Origin of the sequence: Pantoea sp. JZ2, from assembly GCF_035191405.1 — a bacterium.
GTDB lineage: Bacteria > Pseudomonadota > Gammaproteobacteria > Enterobacterales > Enterobacteriaceae > Pantoea > Pantoea stewartii.
Window position 1 is genome coordinate 2,846,850 of the sequence record NZ_CP045247.1, and the last position, 18,108, is coordinate 2,864,957.

Genomic DNA, 18,108 nt, shown 5'->3' on the forward strand with positions numbered 1-18,108 from the left:
ATCAAAAAAACTATATCGATCGATTTAGACAATTAAAGACCGATCGATAAGAGCTTATTGATTGTTGATACCTATTAAACATGCATATATTGATCGATTATGCAGATCAATAAGTTAATGAAATGTGTGATTAATTGACCGCTTTTGCACTCCGACAGCGGGCATCGGCTGAATCAGCCTGTTGCTGAACCGATACTTATCTCAGAACATTTACCTTCGGTAAGTAAATGAAACCTCTGTATAGCAAGCTGCCTGGCCCTGTGGCACACTTAAACCGTCCTGATGCATATGGAAGCTGCTCAATGTCTGATAATCTCCCTCTCTGCGTTTTTACCGAAGGCCACATCACCCTTCCTGACCACTATCAGGATCGCACCGTTAATGTCTTTACCCTGCCCGGTGAGAACAGGCCAGCCTTTAACATCTCCCGCGATTCGATGAATGATGACGAGACGTTGTCAGGTTATATTGACCGACAGTTAACGCTGATGCAGAAGCATCTGAAAGGATGGAAGCAAACGAAACGGGTGCCTGCTGTGCTCGGCAATAACCTGTTGCAGGGTGAATGTGTGCATGCCAGCTATCTGCGTGACGGTAAAAGGGTCTTCCAGCAACAGGCGGTATTCAACACGTCTGCAAACCATATTCTGGTGTTCACTGTATCCTGCACCGCAATACTGACGGACGGAGACAGTCAACAGTTCCATGCGCTGCTTGCCAGCTTTTCTTTTAACACCTGACAATTAAGGAACGTTGTTATGTTTGAAGCGGCACGCGTGGGCGATGATATCGGCCATTCTCATGCGCTGGCAGGGATGATTGCCGGAACGATTGTCGGTGGACTGATTGCCGCAGCGGGGGGTATCGCCGCAGGTGCGCTTATGGTGGCGGGTATCGGTGCGTCATGCCTGGGCATTGGTGTGCTTCTTGTCGGGGCCAGTCTGGCGGTTGGGTATTTTACGGGCGAACTGGCAACGAAGGCCAGGGACAGCATTGCGGATGCCGGGGCCGCCAGCATGGAGAAGGAAGGCGTTATCGCCACCGGCTCTCATAACGTGTTCATTAATGGCAGACCTGCCGCCCTTGCCACCGACAGCATGGTGGAATGCGCCAAAGATGCTGGCTCACAGCAGATGGCCGAAGGCTCCTCACGCGTGTACATCAATGGCCTGCCTGCTGCCCGTCTCGGCGATCGGACCACCTGTGGTGGAAAGGTCATGACCGGTTCCTCAGATGTGACTATTGGTGGTGAGCCGGAACAGACACTGCCAATACAGTCAGAAGTCCCGGAATGGCTCTATAAAGCCTCTGACCTGACGCTGTTATTTGCCGGACTGCTCGGTGGAGCGGGCGGAGCGGCAGGTAAAGTCGGTGCGCTGGGAAGGCTGTTCAGTAAAATTCCGGGTATCAACAAACTGGCCCGCGTCGCCTGCCGCGCTGGCGTGCTGATGACCAGCGCCGCCGCCGTGGGCATTATCGCCCGCCCGGTTGATATCGTCAGTGGGCAGAAATTCCTCTCCGGTGATGACGAGCTGGACTTTGTATTACCCTCCCGTCTGCCGGTTGTCTGGCAGCGTTACTGGCGCAGTGGCAATCCCGGCGACAGCGTACTGGGCCGTGGCTGGTCACTTTTCTGGGAAACGCGACTGGAAAAATATCAGGACGGGCTGGTGTGGCGTGCACCGTCCGGCGATTACGTGTCATTTCCTCTCGTGCCGAAAGGGAAGCGTACCTTCTGCGAAACCGAAAAACGCTGGCTGGAACACCATCAGGATGATACCTGGTCAGTGTATGACATCGGCGGCGAACGCTGGTGTTACGCATCTCTGCAGGGTGATTCCCCTTCCCTGCCGCTGCGACTCACCGAACCTTGTGGTAACGATATTCTTTTTGACTGGAACGACGACCATACGCTGCATGCGCTCACCGACAGCGCCGGACAGCGCGTGGTCTGCCGTTATCAGACCGTCAGCGGACAGGTTCGCCTGGCCGGAGCCTGGCTGGATGATGAGATTTGTCTGGTCAGCTACGATTACGATGCTAAGGCCCGGCTGATTAGCGTCACCGGACGCGGCGGTCAGGTACGCCGCCGCTTTGGCTGGTATGATGACGGAGACGGCACGGATTTACTGCGCAGCCATGAGGACAGCAACGGTCTGCTGAACGAGTATCTCTGGCAGAGCCTTGACGGGCTGCCCCGCGTGCTGGCTTACCGCAACAGCGCGGGTGAGCAGCTTACTTTTGATTACGATTTTGAAAACGGCACCCGCCGCGCCATCCGCGAGGATGGCGCACAGGCACACTGGCTGGTTGACGACGATGATAATGTTGCACGTTTCACCGATTATGACGGTCGCCGGACCGGCTTCGTCTGTCGTGATGGGGAGTTGTGCGATGTTATCCTGCCTGACGGAGCCATGCGGCGCAGCCAGTGGGACCGTTACGGTCGCCTGACGTCAGAGACCGACCCGGCAGGCCGCACCACAGCGTATTACTGGTTCCGTAATACTGACCGAATCGCCCGCACGGTTTTCCCGGATTCAACAGCCACTCAGTCTGTGTATGACCTGAACGGTCGCCTGCTGTCGGAAACCGATGCACTGAATCACACCACCACGTATCACTACCCTGATGAAGAAGAAACGCTGCCTGACCGCATCACCGATGCCAGTGGTGGTGACGTGCTGCTGGTGTGGAACCACCAGGGACTGCTGACTCAACGCACCGACTGCTCCGGCAGCGTGACCCGCTTTACCTATGACCGCTTCGGTCAGCTTATCACCAGTGAGGACGCAGAAGGCAACCTCACACGCCGCGAATGGAACGATGCAGGCCAGCTTACCGCCTTAATTCGGGCCGATGGCAGTCATGAAACGTTACGATGGAACGAGCACGGGCAACTTGCGGCCTGGCGAGACCCGCTGGAAAGTGAGGTTCGCTGGCAGTATTCCGCGCTTGGACTGCCAGAAAGCGTTACCGACCGCACGGGACGAACCCGCCGCTGGCACTATGACCCGAGAGGCAATCTGCTGCGTCTGGAAAACGGCAACGGTGGCGAGTACCGTTTTACTTATGACCCGACAGGCCATCTACTGAGCGAAACCCGCCCGGACGACACCTGCCGGCAGATGCAATGGAACACGCGTGGACTGCTCACCACGCTTATGGAAAGCGGCAGACCAGACGACGATGGCGGCATCCCACGACGCGCTCAGCATTTCAGCTATGACAGCAGCGGCCTTCTGACCATACGCACTACCCGCGATGCTCAGTACCATTACCAGCGTAAAAACAGCGGGCAGCTTACCGGCCTGACCAGCAAGCCAACCGCCGATGGCATGGCGCTGGGAATTGAAGAAGATGAAATTCAGTTTACCTTCGACGCGGCAGGAAACCTGCTCGCTGAACAGGGAGTCAACGGTGAACTGCATTCTGCGTATGACGTTCTGGGTAATCTTACTGCGCTGACTCTGCCCGGCGGCCAGCAGATAAGCTGGCTGCATTACGGTTCCGGCCACGTCAGCGCCATCCGGTTCGGTCAGGAAATCATCTCTGAATTTACACGCGACCGCCTTCACAGGGAGGTGGCCCGCACTCAGGGAACCCGTGAACAGACCCGCCAGTATGACAGTCTGGGCAGACGTACCCGGCAGCGCAGCTTCACACCCGACCTGCCAGAACAGACAATCTTAGAACGCGCCTTCAACTATACCGGGCGGGGAGAACTGTCTGACGTCAGTGACACCCTGCGTGGCAACACAATTTATGGCTATGATGAGGAAGGCCGTCTTCTCAGGCACTACGAAGCCCGTCCGGACCACAGTAACAGGACGTTCCGCTACGACGCAGCGGATAATCTGCTGCCGGATGATGGTCTGCCTGCCCTTCCGCTCGCGGATAACCGTCTCACACAATGGCAAAATCTGTTTATGAAATACGACTGGTGGGGAAACCTTGTCAGCCGTCGCAGCGGCCTGCATGAACAGCATTATGAATATGACGCGGAAAACCGGCTGATAAAAGCAGAAGGCACCGGCCCGGAAGGCCGGTTTACGGCACGCTACCACTATGACGTGCTGGGCAGACGCATCCGCAAAACGATTACCACGCCCCACGGCATCACAGAAACCCGCTTCCTCTGGCAGGGCCTGCGACTGTTGCAGGAACAGCAGCAGAACGGGCAGTGTCAGACATATGTTTACGACCCGAACGAAACATACAGCCCGCTGGCGCGTATTGACCATTTGCGTGAAGAAAACAGCGGAGAGATTCTCTGGTTCAGCACCGATTTGAACGGTGCACCGCTGGATATCACTGATGAACAGGGACAACTCCGGTGGAGCGGTCATTACGGGAGTTTTGGTGAGGTTGCACGACAGATGGAAGGCTTCCACAGATTCACGCAACAAACTACCCTCACTCATCAGCCACTGCGCTATGCCGGGCAGTACGCGGACAGTGAAACGGGTCTGCACTATAATCTGTTCAGGTATTACGATCCTCAGATTGGACGCTTTACGGTACAGGACCCCATAGGATTACTGGGAGGCTGGAATCTTTATCAGTATGCACCGAATCCGTTGGGTTGGATTGATCCGTGGGGACTGTCAAGATATCCTGGGGTCGATTTCTCAGGAAGTGATGCACTTTATCCTCATGGTGAAAATATTGTAAAAATACCAATGACAGGCAGTCGTTATGGCGACTTTAAGGCAGCAAACGAATTGGCAAATTACAAAAACTCAGTTGGGAATATTACAGGTAAATCACATCCAGATGGCTATACCTGGCACCATTTAAATGATTATGATCCCATAACAAATACTTCTACCATGCAACTTGTAGAGACAAGCGCTCATGAAGCCACTTTCCCTCACTCCGGCTCAGTGAGCCAATACGAACAGTATCATGGTGTTAAATATGAATCACTTGAAGCGAAGAAAACTGCAAAATCATTGAATTGTAAATAGTGAGGTGCATTATGCAATCAGAAGACTTAAAATTTTATGAAGATGATGAAGGTATTGCTGTCGATTTGAAGTTAAAAGCATTCGGTCCGGATGAAGTACAATGTGTTAATCTTGAATCTGAATTATCAGATGAAAAGATGAAAGATGATATACTTTGTCTAATTAATCACCAAAATGAGTTTTTACAAAAAATTCAAAAAGCAGTTCATGAGTATTGTATCAAAATTTACAATCAAGAACCGTCTGAACTTAAACTTATTAAACTGTACATTTTCCCAGATAAAGAAAATGAATATGGTTTTATGTTCTCAACAAAAATTGATAGTGAACATGGAATTGGTGTAAAAATGATAAATGGAAATGTAGAAAAAATTGGCAGTAGTGAAACGGCATTTTTGTAAAATACCTCTATATTCAATAAAAAACTAACGTAGTAAATTGAACTGTACCTTAATATAGACAATATATTAAGGTACAGTTTCTACATTAACAAGGGCTTTTGTTTAGGTTTAAATTTTTCGATTTGCATTTAATATAAAATTTAATAAATGACAGGCGATCACCATTGAATATTAAATCAGGTTTAATGAAGTGAAAATTCTGGATCATAGTTTCAGTAATGAAACTTTTCTCAACCAACTCTTTCATACTTTTAATATAAGTCGTTCTGGATATTTTAACAATCGTTTTATCTACAATGTCATACGACATTAAAATTGTATCTATATCCTTTTTATCCTGCATTGCCCTGTACAGTATTTCAAAAACCTTTGTTCCTGCGGAAGACAATTCCGTAATAGCTTTAACGCCATTTACATTGAGTTTTAAAAATTGTGTTTCATCTACTTCCTGATACTGAAAAAAAAACCGCACCTCCCAGGTGCTCTCCTGTATTTTCATTTACAACCATGAGTTTATCCCTCTCATGTCATTTTTCTTTACTTTTATTCTTGTTATTATTTTTAAATAATATATTGATTTTCATCACCTGACATTTGAAGTATCAAAATTTTGAATAAAAATGAAGTTTTCTTTTCATGATTAGAATGATTGTTGATTAAAGTCCTCAAACCGCGGACTTTAACTCCCGAGATCGCGGACTTGGTTTTAAGTTATATCTGGCCTGAAAGCAGTTTTCTTCTTCATTATTATTATAGAGTGAAGCGAGAGATGTTCTTTATTTATTTTATAAAGTGAAAAAAGATTGTTTTCTTTCATTTTAAGTAACCCAACACGGTTGTTGTGCCGTGTCATTGGGGTTAATATTCATTACTTCTCTTTTATTTTATAATCAGAACACAAAATCCTGGACTCTGCTTATTTGCCTTTTAGGGGCAACCAGCAGACCAGGGAATAATGGTTTGTTATTTAATTAGTTTTTCAATGCAGCACATTAGTTTGCTCATATACTGCTTCAAAATCAAACCCCTTTGATAAAGGAAGCTGTCTTGTTTTTGCTTCCTGCTGTCAGCAAAACCGCTATGCGCTCACGCGCACTGACGACTTAAATAGCATGAGTTTGCTGTTGAAACCATTTTCTTCATCGCGTGACGACTTTTCTTCATTTCTGACTATATAAATGAAGTAAATCACTTTATCAGGTGAAGAAAAACGTCCTCACAGTTTAAATAAAAAGGGCGAGAGCTAGGTTTTAGCGATTGAGCGCGTTAGCTCAATCAAGACCAGCCATTTATCCAAGGTTTTAATTTTTGCGTAGGGCGAGCAAGCGAGCATGTAGCTCAGTAAAACTATTATTTTACTCATATAGCCCATACAGGCATTGCTGGTTGCCCCTAAAAGGCAAAGAAGCAAATGCTCTGTTGTTGTCTTCTGTTACTGAATAAAAGAAGATCTTCAACTACCATGAACCCCACAGGCACGACCTCATATTGTGCAGGGGTTTAATAAAACAATTAAGGAAAACGTTTTCCTGATAAATAAAACTGGCGGGACGTCCAGTTTAAGCAAACTTATTCCAGTCGGAATCTCATTGTGGCGATATTAAGATCGCACAGGATTCCTTTTGTCCTCTTAGATCTTATATTTCTTATACTTCTTAAGATAAAAATATTCATATAAAACAATGCATTAAAAAGTCATTTTCTTCATGTTTGTTGATTTTTCTTCGGGTTTGTAGATCTTTCTTCGGGTTTGTTATTTTTCTCTTCGGGTTTGTTGTATTTCTCTTCATTCCTGAGCATTAAAATGAAGAAAATACTTCAAAATATATTTGACATTTCAAAAAACATAGTTATATATGTATATTATAATAATAAAAAAGGAACTATGATGAATAAAAACACCTATGATAAGAACCCATTTATATTGCAAAATGGCATTGAGATCCAGACGAAAGATAAAAGAAGAACAGTAGCTCGTGGAGAAAAATTTGAATCACCAGAGGGAGAACGATACGAAAGTGTCATTCACTCTATACAGGAAGTTGATAAAGAGAAGTTCGTTAAGCTTTTCATTTCCAAAATCCGTGTTCTCTTTGATCTGTCCCTGACAGGTAATAAGCTATTTTACATATTTCTCTTTTCCATTTCTGACGCGATTGGTAAAGACCAGGTTTATATGAATTTTGAAACAGCAAAAGATATAGCAAGTCAGTGTGATTTCAATTTATCCGATCCTGTATTTTATCGAGGAATAAAAGAGCTTATAGATAAGCAGATCATAGCACCAAGCAAATCCAAGTACATTTACTATATCAATCCTGCGGTGGTGTTTAATGGAGACAGAGCCAGATTTATCGAAGAAATAAAAATAAAAAATGGAGATAAAAATGCTAAAAAATGAAATAAACGAAATACTAAACATTCATACCCACGAAGACGGTATAGCCAACGTCATAACAAAGTCACTTATTCGTTATTACTCGGTTAATGGCATCAGCCATGACCAGTTCCAGAATAATTATCTAAACTACTTGAGAATGATTTTCTCCGGTCATCAGTTTCACTTTTTAGACAAAGAAAAACTACTGTCATGTAAAGACCAGATCCTTAGCACTGTCATGGTAGCAGTTCGAGAAGACCTTACAGGCAAAACCGGAACGGAGGAGCTTTACCTGTCCAGTATGTGGCAACCAACAGCGCTGGAGGCGGTTCTGGTAGAGCTTTTTGATAATAGGCAGATTCTAAGTATAATCAGCCAATAACAAACTACAAAGCGGTTATACTACACTCCTCACCATTGTTGAGGCTGACTGACCGTTGTGAGCTAGAAGCAGAAGTTCGTATTTTTATTTTATAAAGGAATTGTCATACCGCAGTACTTATATCAACAGGGACGATATCAGCTGTGCTTAATTTTTTATTAAGTGATGCAGAACAAATTATTTACTAGAATTATTGTCAAGCGTCAAATCTGACGCCTGACAGTCAACTTAGGCTCTTACCGATGTCATTAAGGAGGATAATCTATCTACTCTCTTTTCATGGTTCCCTATCAAGCCGAAAAAGAAAAAGTTTTCACAAGATTCATTAGTCCTGCGAATAACATCTTCCACATCATCACGGTAAATAAGGAAGGTGGGACTTGTCTTTGAATCCATGTTCGCAATAGCTCTGAGAGGTTCGTAGTAATCACTATTGTCAGGATTTGTGAGCAGTTTGTTTAAAAAGTAAACTACATCGACTAATGTTAAAAAAGTTCCCATATTAAACCCTGAATATACTACACTTTCACCTTGATACGTTTCTGTATAGCTACTAGTTACCGTAAAGAAATTATACATCATCGCGAGCAATAAAGAGTCATGATCTGGAGGGATGTAAACCTTTCCTTCATTACTGATAATTTGAACGCTTTGTAGATGACCTAATTTATCGCTAATTTCGCCAATACCAGTTTTATTTAAAGAATACTTTCTAACAAACGTATAAGTTTTGTTAGCTATTATGCTATAGTTATCGAAGATAAGATGAGTTAAGCTGTCTACGTAGTCTTCATTTATATCTACACGATTTTTATTATAAAGATCATCAGCTGGTATTATAAGCCAGAGTGGATTTTCTTTAATTAAGGTGAATCTTATTGCATATATAAGAGGAAGGTTAAACCTTTGCGCAAACTTTCTTCTCTTGTCTATGTCTTTTCGACTGCACTTAAATTTCATTTTCTCCGTGCTCTTCACCTCAATCATACAGTTAAACGGAGGTGCTTGCCTGCTGCTCATATTTGAAAAAAAAGACCCAGCGTGTAAAGTTGCTTGAAAATCCGGGGTTAGTTCGAATTCGCTTACAATTGGAGTTTGATTTAATGGAGTTATTGAACTACAACAATTTAACATTTTGCAAAGCAATGCAAATTCGTCTTCTTGGGTTAAACCACTTATTATCCGCTCGATTTCAGGAATTTTTTCAACTGGAACTAGTTGCTTCAAAATTGATTCAAATCCGTCCTTACTTGTTATTCCTTTCAACTCTTTTATTCTTTTTGCTAACTCTATATCTGATGCTGTTAGGTTTTGTTTCATTGATATTACTCGTTAATATAAACCAACTGGAATCAAGGGCCACATCTTTTCATTCTACTATCATTCATATTCCTATGTTTATATGACAAAAGTCAACGTCCGCTTTCGGCACAGGCTGTGTGAAAACTGCTGATTACCTTTTGGTCTGAGCAGTGGCGTTATATGAGCAACAATTCTTGATATGGGGATAATACTCAGATACAGCAAAAACCGAGTTTTTACACAGCCTGAGCACGTAGCGGACCTCTTGAAGAGCCGTGTGGTCTGCTAAGAGCGAGGAGCAGATGTTAAAGTGTAAAGGATGAATCCAAAAATGGAACAGAATCCAGAATCACAAATCATGGGCATGTGCTCGATAATATTTAAAATAGGTAAAAATCATTCGGGTTTACATTTTTTAAACAAGATGAATTTGCAGTTATGTCCATTTCAATTTCATATATGCATGAGTGTTTACTACCCTGATAGTTTCCTAAATACTGAGCTATAGTGGAAGGAGTAAAGTTTACATTGGCATTTGTGATCTTATATTCAGTATAAGATTGTAATAAAATTTCCTCTTCATTTGGCAAACTGTTATTCGCCTCCATAAGAACCATGCCAATACCTATGGGACACTTTATTTTTAATATGGTTGGTATACCGATTTGAGGGATAAACCCCCGTAACACATTCGGGTTTCTTGTCGTAGATAAAAATGCGGGGTATCTGAACGGTAGCCCCAGAGCAACCTCTGCGCCACTTGGCGTGAATTCGGCACTGGACGTCATTCGATATAAATTCAGTGGAGTATTATTTTTAGCTCTAAAAATATCATTCAGGTTATTTATTTGGTTGGTAAAATTATTGAGATTGAACCCAGACCTCAATGCCCCATTCAATGTAAAAGAGTTGTTGTTTGGTGAATTCTTATAAGTCGCGTAGGTTTGTTGCAGAACTGAACCATTGTTTAATGTTCCAAGATGTTTAAAAAAATCATCGTCTGGCTGCATTAAGAACTCCTTAAATGAATTTCTGTTTTATCTCTATGTTACAATTTAATAACAAAATTATACAAATTAATCTGAAGTCACTGTCCGCTGTTGACACACAACAGACCTTCCTCAGAGACTACCCCGCTTCACCGTAATCAAGCAACAAATCCGATCCCTTTTCATCTGACAAATCATTTTCTTGATTTTCAACTGCTGTGCAGCTTCTTCCCCATTCTCCGCGTAGAAATCAGCACGCCGTTCAGCCACTACCACTACCCAGTAGCACTTTTTGGTATAAAAAACGATGAGAAAGCCCATCTCGGGCTGTTCCACATTATTGCCTAGCCCACGGCATATCCCAAATGATCTTTACTTTAATCTCTACTGCGTTAACATGCGATTCCTTGATCGCATATTTATTTAAATAATCCTGCAAAGTTATTTTGTCAGACGCTTTTTTCTGTTTGTTTGTCCGTTTCCAGATCCCTGTATCCGTAACCCATTTATCCAAACCCCGTCTCACTGCATGTCTTAGTTCCTCTTCATAAAACTCATCTAAAACATTCACTTCAATTTTAAAACATAAGCTTCTTATATAAAATGTTTTCATCTTTGTTTCTCCCATTGTTTATTTCAGGCAAACGCCAGACATATGGCGTTTACTCACCATTTTTAAAATCTGCTGTTATATTATTACCGCTCTGAAATGATTTTATTTTTTCTATACGCCAGATAACTTTTCAGTGATTCCTGACCAAATCGATCAAGATCACGATAGATTATGATTATATTGTAAAACTTGCTATTTTTATCGTCGAAATCGGCAATCCAGTGCGGAGTGTATAAGTACTCTGCTAGTATATCCAAATAACCCCAGTCCAGTTTATCCATTTCTCTTGTTGCTTTTTTAATTAATGTTTTCATAGATACCTCTTTTATTTTTATGTTAATTTAAATTATGCTGCTTTATTGCGTGAAGAATTAATCAGGTTTTCAATCCAGTCATTGACTTCGCTTTCAATGAAAGCAATCATTTTTTCACTGATTTTTATCGGTGAGGGAAAAGATTTTTTATCGATTAACCGGTAAATCGTTGTCCTGCTGACGCCTGTTCTTTTTATTACTTCTGGCAAGCGAATTAATGTTGTGCAGTTTTTGTTCATTACTATTTTCTCCTGTGTTGTGTTGATGAGGAGAAGTATACGGTTTTAAAGTGTTTAAAAATTGTGACGGGACAAAAACGATTTTCCGTAGAAGGGGGGATTAGTGTGTTTACAAGGGATGGTTTTTTTGGCCTATCCCTTGATTTTTTTAATCAATAGTGGTATCAGAATCGCTTCTGGCTGCTGCCTGTTGTACAGCTATATCATGCAGGATTCCGTTGATAGTTTTGTGTATATATTCTGTTTTTTTATACATGAATGCCGTAAACAGGTTATCAAATTCATCCAGTAGCGCTCTTTCAGCCATCGGCCTGTCGGTTTCCCGGATTTGAACATAGTCACGAGGATTTTCTACTCCCCAGGGATACAAGAGTTGCTCTATGTCCTTATCGCTATACTTAAAGCCATTTCGCTTCGCAAAATACATCAGGTCAAGCATTGGGATCACGTTGAAGTTGATCAGCTTTTGGATCATAACTTCACCAAAACCATAGGAAGGGAGCTTTGGTGATTTTACTTCCATCGCCTTTCGCCATTGTGGCAGCAAATGAGTGATTGAACCTACGATCTGGCTATCCGTTGAGGTTCCTAGATCGATTTGCAGATAGATCTGTTCCTTGGCCTTCTTTATCCGGCGTTCCCACATATTTTTAAGCGCAAAATCAATCTCACGACCTGTGCTGGCTGATTTTTTAGCCCCTTTTGTTAAACTTTCCAGATAAAATCGAGTAAACGACATTTCAAGCATGTCTGTTTGTTCTGGTGCCAGGATATTGTGCTTGTCGGATTGCACACCCGCCACTTTTTTGATATTGCGTATCAACAAATTTACCCGCTTAACTGTAAGCGGCTTTACATGAAAATCATCAAGTAAATCCTCTGACTCAATGAAATTGACATTTTTGCTAAGTATCGGGTTACCACCAAAAATCAGCTTTTCTTGACTCTTGTTTACATCTGGAAGCAACCACTCAGCATCCGGGGACTCAGCCGCTTCCTGATAGCTTTCATGCATTTCACGCCTAAGAACGAATTCATAGTACAGTTCCCAGAGGGTTAGGTCTTTCAGCGCCAGATAGTTGCCCAGTTTAAACCACCTAGTCAACTCTACCTTTTGTCTTTGGGTTACCTTTGGCATCATCGATCTCATGATCAACAGACAGGCAACCACTATATGCAACAACCGGATTTCAGCCAAGGGTCAGAGGCTAACGCTCTCAGAAGGGGAAGTTATGATAAGGGGCTATACCGTGTTAAATAAGTACGCCAGTAAGTACGCGAGAGGAAAAATGGGAGGATTTTATGGCAGATGATTTTATAACTCATTGAGTTTATGGTAAATACAATAGGAGTCGAACCTGTTACCTTCACATTAGGAATGCGAGCCGACTTTAAAATGAGTACAATGATGAGTACAAACAACGATTAAAAATAAATAAAACATAAAAATCAATAATATATCAAGAAAATCATTGTTTAACGTCTAATCCACACGGTGAAGTGAACTGCACGTGAGTGAACAGGGTTGTGAAAGCCACGCGAATGCGTGGCTTTTTTGTTTTAAAGCTTCACAGAACAGGTTTGAAAAAAGCCGCTAAAACATTGAGGATCAAACGCAACCTATGCTGAATTTTCCGTCTTGAAAATAAGGCGGTAAATAAGCAATCTGACGAGGTATGATAAATCACAACAAGAAAGCCCGGGTTCACTTTGCCATTACCTTAGTTGTTATCCCTGCTTAACAGAGACTGGTGCAGGGCCTTCCTGGTCGCGGCGCCAGCAGTGATTTACCGTGACGCTGAAAGTGTCTGCAGCACTTTCAGCTCGGCGACTGCTTCCTGCATCGCATCCATACCTGCCGTTAAGGTGCGCAGATTATCCAGCTGTTTCGCCATCCCTGCGCGTTCATGGCGGCTTCGATCGCTCATGGCGGCAATCGCATCGGCAGCCTGGATACTGCGGTCTGCCATGTCCGTCGCGGTTTGTACCGTGTTTGTCGCGACATCGCGGATACGCGAGATCGTGTCGACCGCATCATTAATGTTGCTTGCGGTCGCTTCAGCCTGCTCTTTCGAGGATTGCGCCAGACGGCGAACTTCCCCTGCCACAACGGCAAATCCTCTGCCAGCTTCCCCCGCGCGTGCAGCCTCGACAGCGGCATTGAGCGCCAGAATATTGGTCTGGAAAGCGATATTGCTGATGCCGTGCGTAATAACGTTGATACCGTTAGATATCGCTTCCAGATCGTCCAGCCCGTCCCCCAGGCGCCCTTGTGCCTGCTGGCTTTCTTTGGCGAGAGTGCTGATAGCGCGAATGTTGCTTTCGGCCATCGACAACGCTTCGCTCTGGCTCTGGGTTGCCGCCTCAAGCACCGGCAGCGCCTGAACGATAGGTGCCAACTCCTGCTGATAATTCACCACGCGAGCCAGCACGCCCGACTGGACGCGGTTTAGCGCTTCCCAGCGACGTAACGCGCGCTGCGCATAGTGCGCGGCATAGCTGGCATATTCCACCGGAAATTGCGCCATGGCGTTTACGTTATGATTGAAGAATACCAGTGCAGACAAGGTCTGATTGATCGGTACGCCCAGAATTTCACCAAAGCTGGAGAACCCGGCAGCCGGGATGCCTTTAAAGAAATGCGCATCGTGCAGCTTATCGGGATTGCCCTGTCGGCGCAGTATGCAGTCATTCATCAGGACCGCCGCCGGTTTGCCGTGACGTTGCGTAAAGGCCTGCCAGTCCCGCAGCGTAGCCTGCTTAAAATCGGTTTCACGCATTAAGTAAAGCCGATCGCCAAATTCCAGATCGCAAAAAAACTGTACACTGTGGCTGTCCATCTTCGCTACAGAACGAATGAAATACGCGTCACCTACCTTCACCGCAAATGTTAAACCTTTCAGACGCTCCGTCAGCTGCTGTTCATTGCAGCCCAGATGTTCAGCCAGTGCCTGGGTGAAGGGCTGTTGCTGCCCCTGTGGGTTGAACACGGAAGTCAGGGTACGCTTAACCGGATCCGCCTCGGCAATCAGCCAGCTCTTGTTCAGTGGCTCGAAGTTCTGACTCTTAAAGGGTGAAAAGGACTTACCCGCCGCCATTTTGCAGAAAACAATAACGGCTTTCCCCTGCAGTACACGCCCGCCAGCGCCAATCCATGTCCCGTCAAAGGTGACGCGTCCACCGGCGGATCCGCCGATTGCCAGGCAGGGAAAGCGGCCCGTATTATACCAGGCCTGCATTAAAAACCCTTCCGATGCAGACAGCCCGTCACAGTAAATCATGGCAAAGGTACGGTCAGCAGAGAGCGGCATGCTCAGCCTCAACGCAGCCAGCTCATCCTGAATGGCACGAATGCGATCCGTCGCCGTGTGGGTATCGTGAAGGTGCAGATCGACCACATGTGTTTCATGCTCTGCAATCAGGTTACGGGGTAACCAGAGCCAGCTGCCTTCCTGGCCGTCGCCTTTGCATTACGTTGTTTGCTTGCCGCTGGCGCTGAGCGCTCCGTTAGAGGAGAGCGTAATGACGGTCAAATCTGTTGATGTAAAGCGTTGCCATGCCTGACTGACCTTATGAAAATCGGCCTCTGGCGGCACAAACGTCAGCAAAATACCCGCAGCACGACTGCTGAGGCCTGCTGCAGAGAGCGAAGTGGGTAAGCTTTCACAGTTAAAGATCCCGTTGGCGGGCTGAGATCCCCCCGCAAAACGTGAACCGGTTAAGCTTCTGGTCATTGTCTTGATGACAGACATATTTTTGTTTCCACTGTAATTAAAAGGAATGCACGTACTGGTGTCGTAAAAAAGCACACAAATGACTGAGTAATAATCAGCTTTGACGCTTCAGGCTCAGCCCCAACATTGAACTGAGCATGCGTTATCGACACAGGAGGCAATTGCTTCAACGATTACTGCGATTATTGTTATTGATGGGTCAGCGCTGGACAGGGCGACGGTTGCGACAGGCTGGTTCTCTGCATTTTCATTGGGATGCCTGCCCGCAGTTAAGATGCGCACAGAACCGACGCGCCCTTTCCGCCCGGACGCCTTCATGGCCAGCGCAGTGATCTGCCCTTCTGTTTAGTCATGCTAAAACCTGTCACGCCGTAAGACAGAGGGGAAGACATGACTTTTTTACTGCGATTTACCGATGCTTTGATGACGGAAGGGATATAAGAAAAACCTATGAATAATGCGTCTTAACTCATTGACAAAATTTAATTTTTCCAGAAATTACCATGACGTGTTTTCTTACATTTAATTGTCCTGGTTTCGATAAAGGTTGGTCTGTCTGTGCCGAAAGATCACCGTCCCCCTCTCCCTTTATCAGGATAGATTTATGAAGATCGCAACACGGCTCGGTTTGGGTTTTGGCACGCTAATCATTTTTTTCTCCCTGTGCATAGTGGTAGCCATTCATTCTTTATACCAGTCTAAAAACACCCTTGAAGCCATTGTTCAGGGTGATATGAAGAAAACAAAATTAATCACAGACCTGACACTTATTCAGCGTGATATGGCAATCACGGTAAGGAATTTGTCTTTATTTACAGATGAAAAAGGTCTTGAAGAGCAATCCGCTCGTCTTGAAAAATTAAAAGCCCGGTTTGTTGACAGCAGTTCTCAACTGGGCCAGATGATTGACCAGTCGGGCAGTAACGAGGAAAAAAAAGCGTTTGAGGCAATAGAAAAGAGTCAAAAAAATGCCCTGGACTCCTTCAGTAATACTGTTCCTCTGGCATTGGGGAAAAATAACGCAGCAACAGTGAAATTTCTTCTTGATACCGTCAGACCAGCCCAGAACCCCCTGATTGACGGACTCACCTCAATGGGCGAAGTGCTCACTCAGCGCTCTGATAATGCCGTCAGTCAGAACAGTAAGACAACGGAGCAGGCCTATATTATTTTGCTGGTTCTGCTGGGCATTGCGGTCATTTTGGGCTTGCTGACGGGAAGTTACCTGATTCGCAAGATTATGCGTGAACTCGGCGGTGAGCCGGTTACAGCGCAACGGCTCGCTTACGCTATTTCACAAGGGAATCTGACCTCAACGGTTCAACTGCGAAAAAATGATGACCGCAGCCTCATGGCGTCTCTCGACGCGATGCAAGCCAGACTGCGCGGGATCGTGTTGCAGATTAAAGACGCCTCCGCGTCCGTTGCGCTGGCGGCCGATGAAATCGACCGGGGAAATACAGAACTTTCATCACGAACCGAGCAGCAGGCTGCCGCGCTGCAGCAGACCGCCGCCAGCATGGAGCAGCTCACCAGCACGGTGAAGAGCAACACAGCCGGTGCGCAGCAAACCGCTGAATCTGCCCGGGCAACAGCAGAGACCGTTAACGCCGACAAGTCCAAGGTCAGCCACATGACCGATACCATGCACAACATCCATGAGAGCGCAGTCAAGGTCCGTGATATTACGTCCGTGATTGAAAGCATCGCTTTTCAGACCAACATCCTGGCGTTGAATGCCGCCGTGGAAGCCGCGCGTGCAGGTGAAGATGGTCGCGGATTCGCCGTCGTGGCTGGTGAGGTGCGGACACTTGCCCAGCGTAGTGCCACAGCCGCGAAAGACATCAAGCGTCTGATTGAACAGGCCGTCGCACACGTTGACAGCGGCGTAGAAATTGCCGCGCTAACCGGGCAGAGCGTCCTGAAGGTCATGAGTATGGTCAGCGACCTGGCTGAAGGGATGGACTCGATTGCCCGGGCCTCTTCTGAACAGCTGCAGGGAATTTCAGAAGTCAGCGTGGCAGTGAATCAGATGGACGGCGTCACACAGAATAACGCGGCGCTGGTCCAGGAATCGTCAATGGCCTCCCGTTCGCTGTCTGAACAGGCCCAAACATTACGACAGATTGTTGGGTCGTTTAGCGTCTGAACATTCAGGTAACGCCGGCGTTCCAGGCTTCATCAGGAAGGTACAGGGGCAATCACATCCGTCTGTCGCAGGTCCACAGGCTGTGGTATCTGCGACAGATTCCGGCGCGTGTTGCGAAGGGATGGCGCTTTGTATCGTGACTTATTCAGGCTGCCCTAAACGTCGCAACGGTAAAAGAGAGTGGCGCTCATGCGCCCTCTCTTCCTCGCCAGCGAAATGCGTGAGCCTGGCGCTGATTTTCATGCATGTCCTGATGTGCCACAACGCAGCGTTACCGGACGTCCGTATGACTGTCGTTGACAAGCCGCCTACAGATCCTGCAGGGCCTGGATAATTGACGTATTCATCTCGTGAACCGCCTCTTCACGCCGGCGATAGTATGTCCATTTACCGACCTTGCTTGCCTCAAGCAGGCCGGCATCATGCAGCGCTTTCAGACATAACGAGGTGGCGGGCTGTGAGAGGCCCGCTTTGTCCTGAATAAGACTGGCACAGACACCGTACTGATCGAAGGGATACAGCTGAGAATAGTCAGCAAAGGCTTCGTCAGGGCGTTTAAGCCATTTGAGCACCGCAACCCGTGTCGGGTTAGCCAGTAATTTAATGGCATTTTCAGGTGTCATGCCGTCTCAGAA

The 18,108-nt window shown here is 45.8% G+C and carries 13 protein-coding genes and 2 pseudogenes; 6 read left to right on the forward strand and 9 right to left on the reverse strand.

Features of this window, described 5'->3' with window-relative positions:
- Positions 1-302 precede the first annotated feature (302 nt).
- From GC087_RS13600 to GC087_RS13610, 3 genes are read left to right on the forward strand one after another with little or no spacing between them, the layout of a single operon-like run.
- Complete coding sequence (locus GC087_RS13600) at positions 303-740, forward strand: DcrB-related protein (protein WP_324028511.1); 438 nt, start codon at positions 303-305, stop codon at positions 738-740.
- Positions 741-758: 18 nt separating this feature from the next.
- The gene (locus tag GC087_RS13605; RefSeq protein WP_324028512.1) at positions 759-4,970 is read left to right on the forward strand and encodes an RHS repeat-associated core domain-containing protein; all 4,212 of its coding nucleotides are present in this window, start codon (positions 759-761) and stop codon (positions 4,968-4,970) included.
- Between the two features lie 11 nt (positions 4,971-4,981).
- Positions 4,982-5,371, forward strand: coding sequence for a hypothetical protein (locus tag GC087_RS13610; protein ID WP_324028513.1), 390 nt, complete (start codon positions 4,982-4,984; stop codon positions 5,369-5,371).
- An 85-nt stretch (positions 5,372-5,456) separates the two neighbouring features.
- On the opposite strand, the pseudogene GC087_RS13615 reads toward GC087_RS13610, so the two are convergent.
- Positions 5,457-5,892, reverse strand: a pseudogene (locus GC087_RS13615) (replication protein); the annotation flags it as partial.
- 1,283 nt (positions 5,893-7,175) lie between these two features.
- Between GC087_RS13615 and GC087_RS13620 the strand changes: the two are divergent.
- On the forward strand, positions 7,176-7,772 hold the full coding sequence (locus tag GC087_RS13620) for a hypothetical protein (protein ID WP_063879300.1): 597 nt from the start codon (positions 7,176-7,178) through the stop codon (positions 7,770-7,772).
- Positions 7,759-8,133, forward strand: a complete 375-nt coding sequence (locus tag GC087_RS13625; protein ID WP_324028514.1) for a hypothetical protein — start codon at positions 7,759-7,761, stop codon at positions 8,131-8,133. Before GC087_RS13620 ends, GC087_RS13625 begins: the two co-directional genes overlap by 14 nt.
- A 228-nt stretch (positions 8,134-8,361) precedes the next feature.
- Here the strand turns inward: GC087_RS13625 and GC087_RS13630 are convergent, their stop codons facing one another.
- The 7 genes and pseudogenes from GC087_RS13630 to GC087_RS13660 form a co-directional block, all read right to left on the reverse strand.
- Positions 8,362-9,453: a hypothetical protein gene (locus GC087_RS13630; RefSeq protein ID WP_324028515.1), complete on the reverse strand. Its 1,092-nt coding sequence runs from the start codon at positions 9,451-9,453 to the stop codon at positions 8,362-8,364.
- Between the two features lie 362 nt (positions 9,454-9,815).
- On the reverse strand, positions 9,816-10,445 hold the full coding sequence (locus tag GC087_RS13635; protein WP_324028516.1) for an ADP-ribosyltransferase: 630 nt from the start codon (positions 10,443-10,445) through the stop codon (positions 9,816-9,818).
- Positions 10,446-10,761: 316 nt separating this feature from the next.
- Positions 10,762-11,037 (reverse strand): hypothetical protein, encoded by a 276-nt coding sequence (locus GC087_RS13640; protein ID WP_145393378.1) that lies wholly within the window; start codon positions 11,035-11,037, stop codon positions 10,762-10,764.
- 83 nt (positions 11,038-11,120) lie between these two features.
- Complete coding sequence (locus GC087_RS13645) at positions 11,121-11,351, reverse strand: hypothetical protein (RefSeq protein ID WP_324028517.1); 231 nt, start codon at positions 11,349-11,351, stop codon at positions 11,121-11,123.
- A gap of 32 nt (positions 11,352-11,383) precedes the next feature.
- Positions 11,384-11,590: a helix-turn-helix transcriptional regulator gene (locus GC087_RS13650; RefSeq protein ID WP_105077413.1), complete on the reverse strand. Its 207-nt coding sequence runs from the start codon at positions 11,588-11,590 to the stop codon at positions 11,384-11,386.
- Between the two features lie 148 nt (positions 11,591-11,738).
- Complete coding sequence (locus GC087_RS13655; RefSeq protein WP_324028518.1) at positions 11,739-12,731, reverse strand: DUF6387 family protein; 993 nt, start codon at positions 12,729-12,731, stop codon at positions 11,739-11,741.
- Between the two features lie 646 nt (positions 12,732-13,377).
- A pseudogene (locus GC087_RS13660) lies at positions 13,378-15,342 on the reverse strand (methyl-accepting chemotaxis protein).
- Positions 15,343-15,928: 586 nt separating this feature from the next.
- On the opposite strand from GC087_RS13660, the gene GC087_RS13670 reads away from it, so the two are divergent.
- Positions 15,929-17,473: a methyl-accepting chemotaxis protein gene (locus tag GC087_RS13670; RefSeq protein WP_033741048.1), complete on the forward strand. Its 1,545-nt coding sequence runs from the start codon at positions 15,929-15,931 to the stop codon at positions 17,471-17,473.
- 308 nt (positions 17,474-17,781) lie between these two features.
- Here the strand turns inward: GC087_RS13670 and GC087_RS13675 are convergent, their stop codons facing one another.
- A complete protein-coding gene (locus tag GC087_RS13675) occupies positions 17,782-18,096 on the reverse strand; it encodes an ArsR/SmtB family transcription factor (protein ID WP_006119667.1) in 315 nt (104 codons plus the stop codon).
- Positions 18,097-18,108 lie beyond the last annotated feature (12 nt).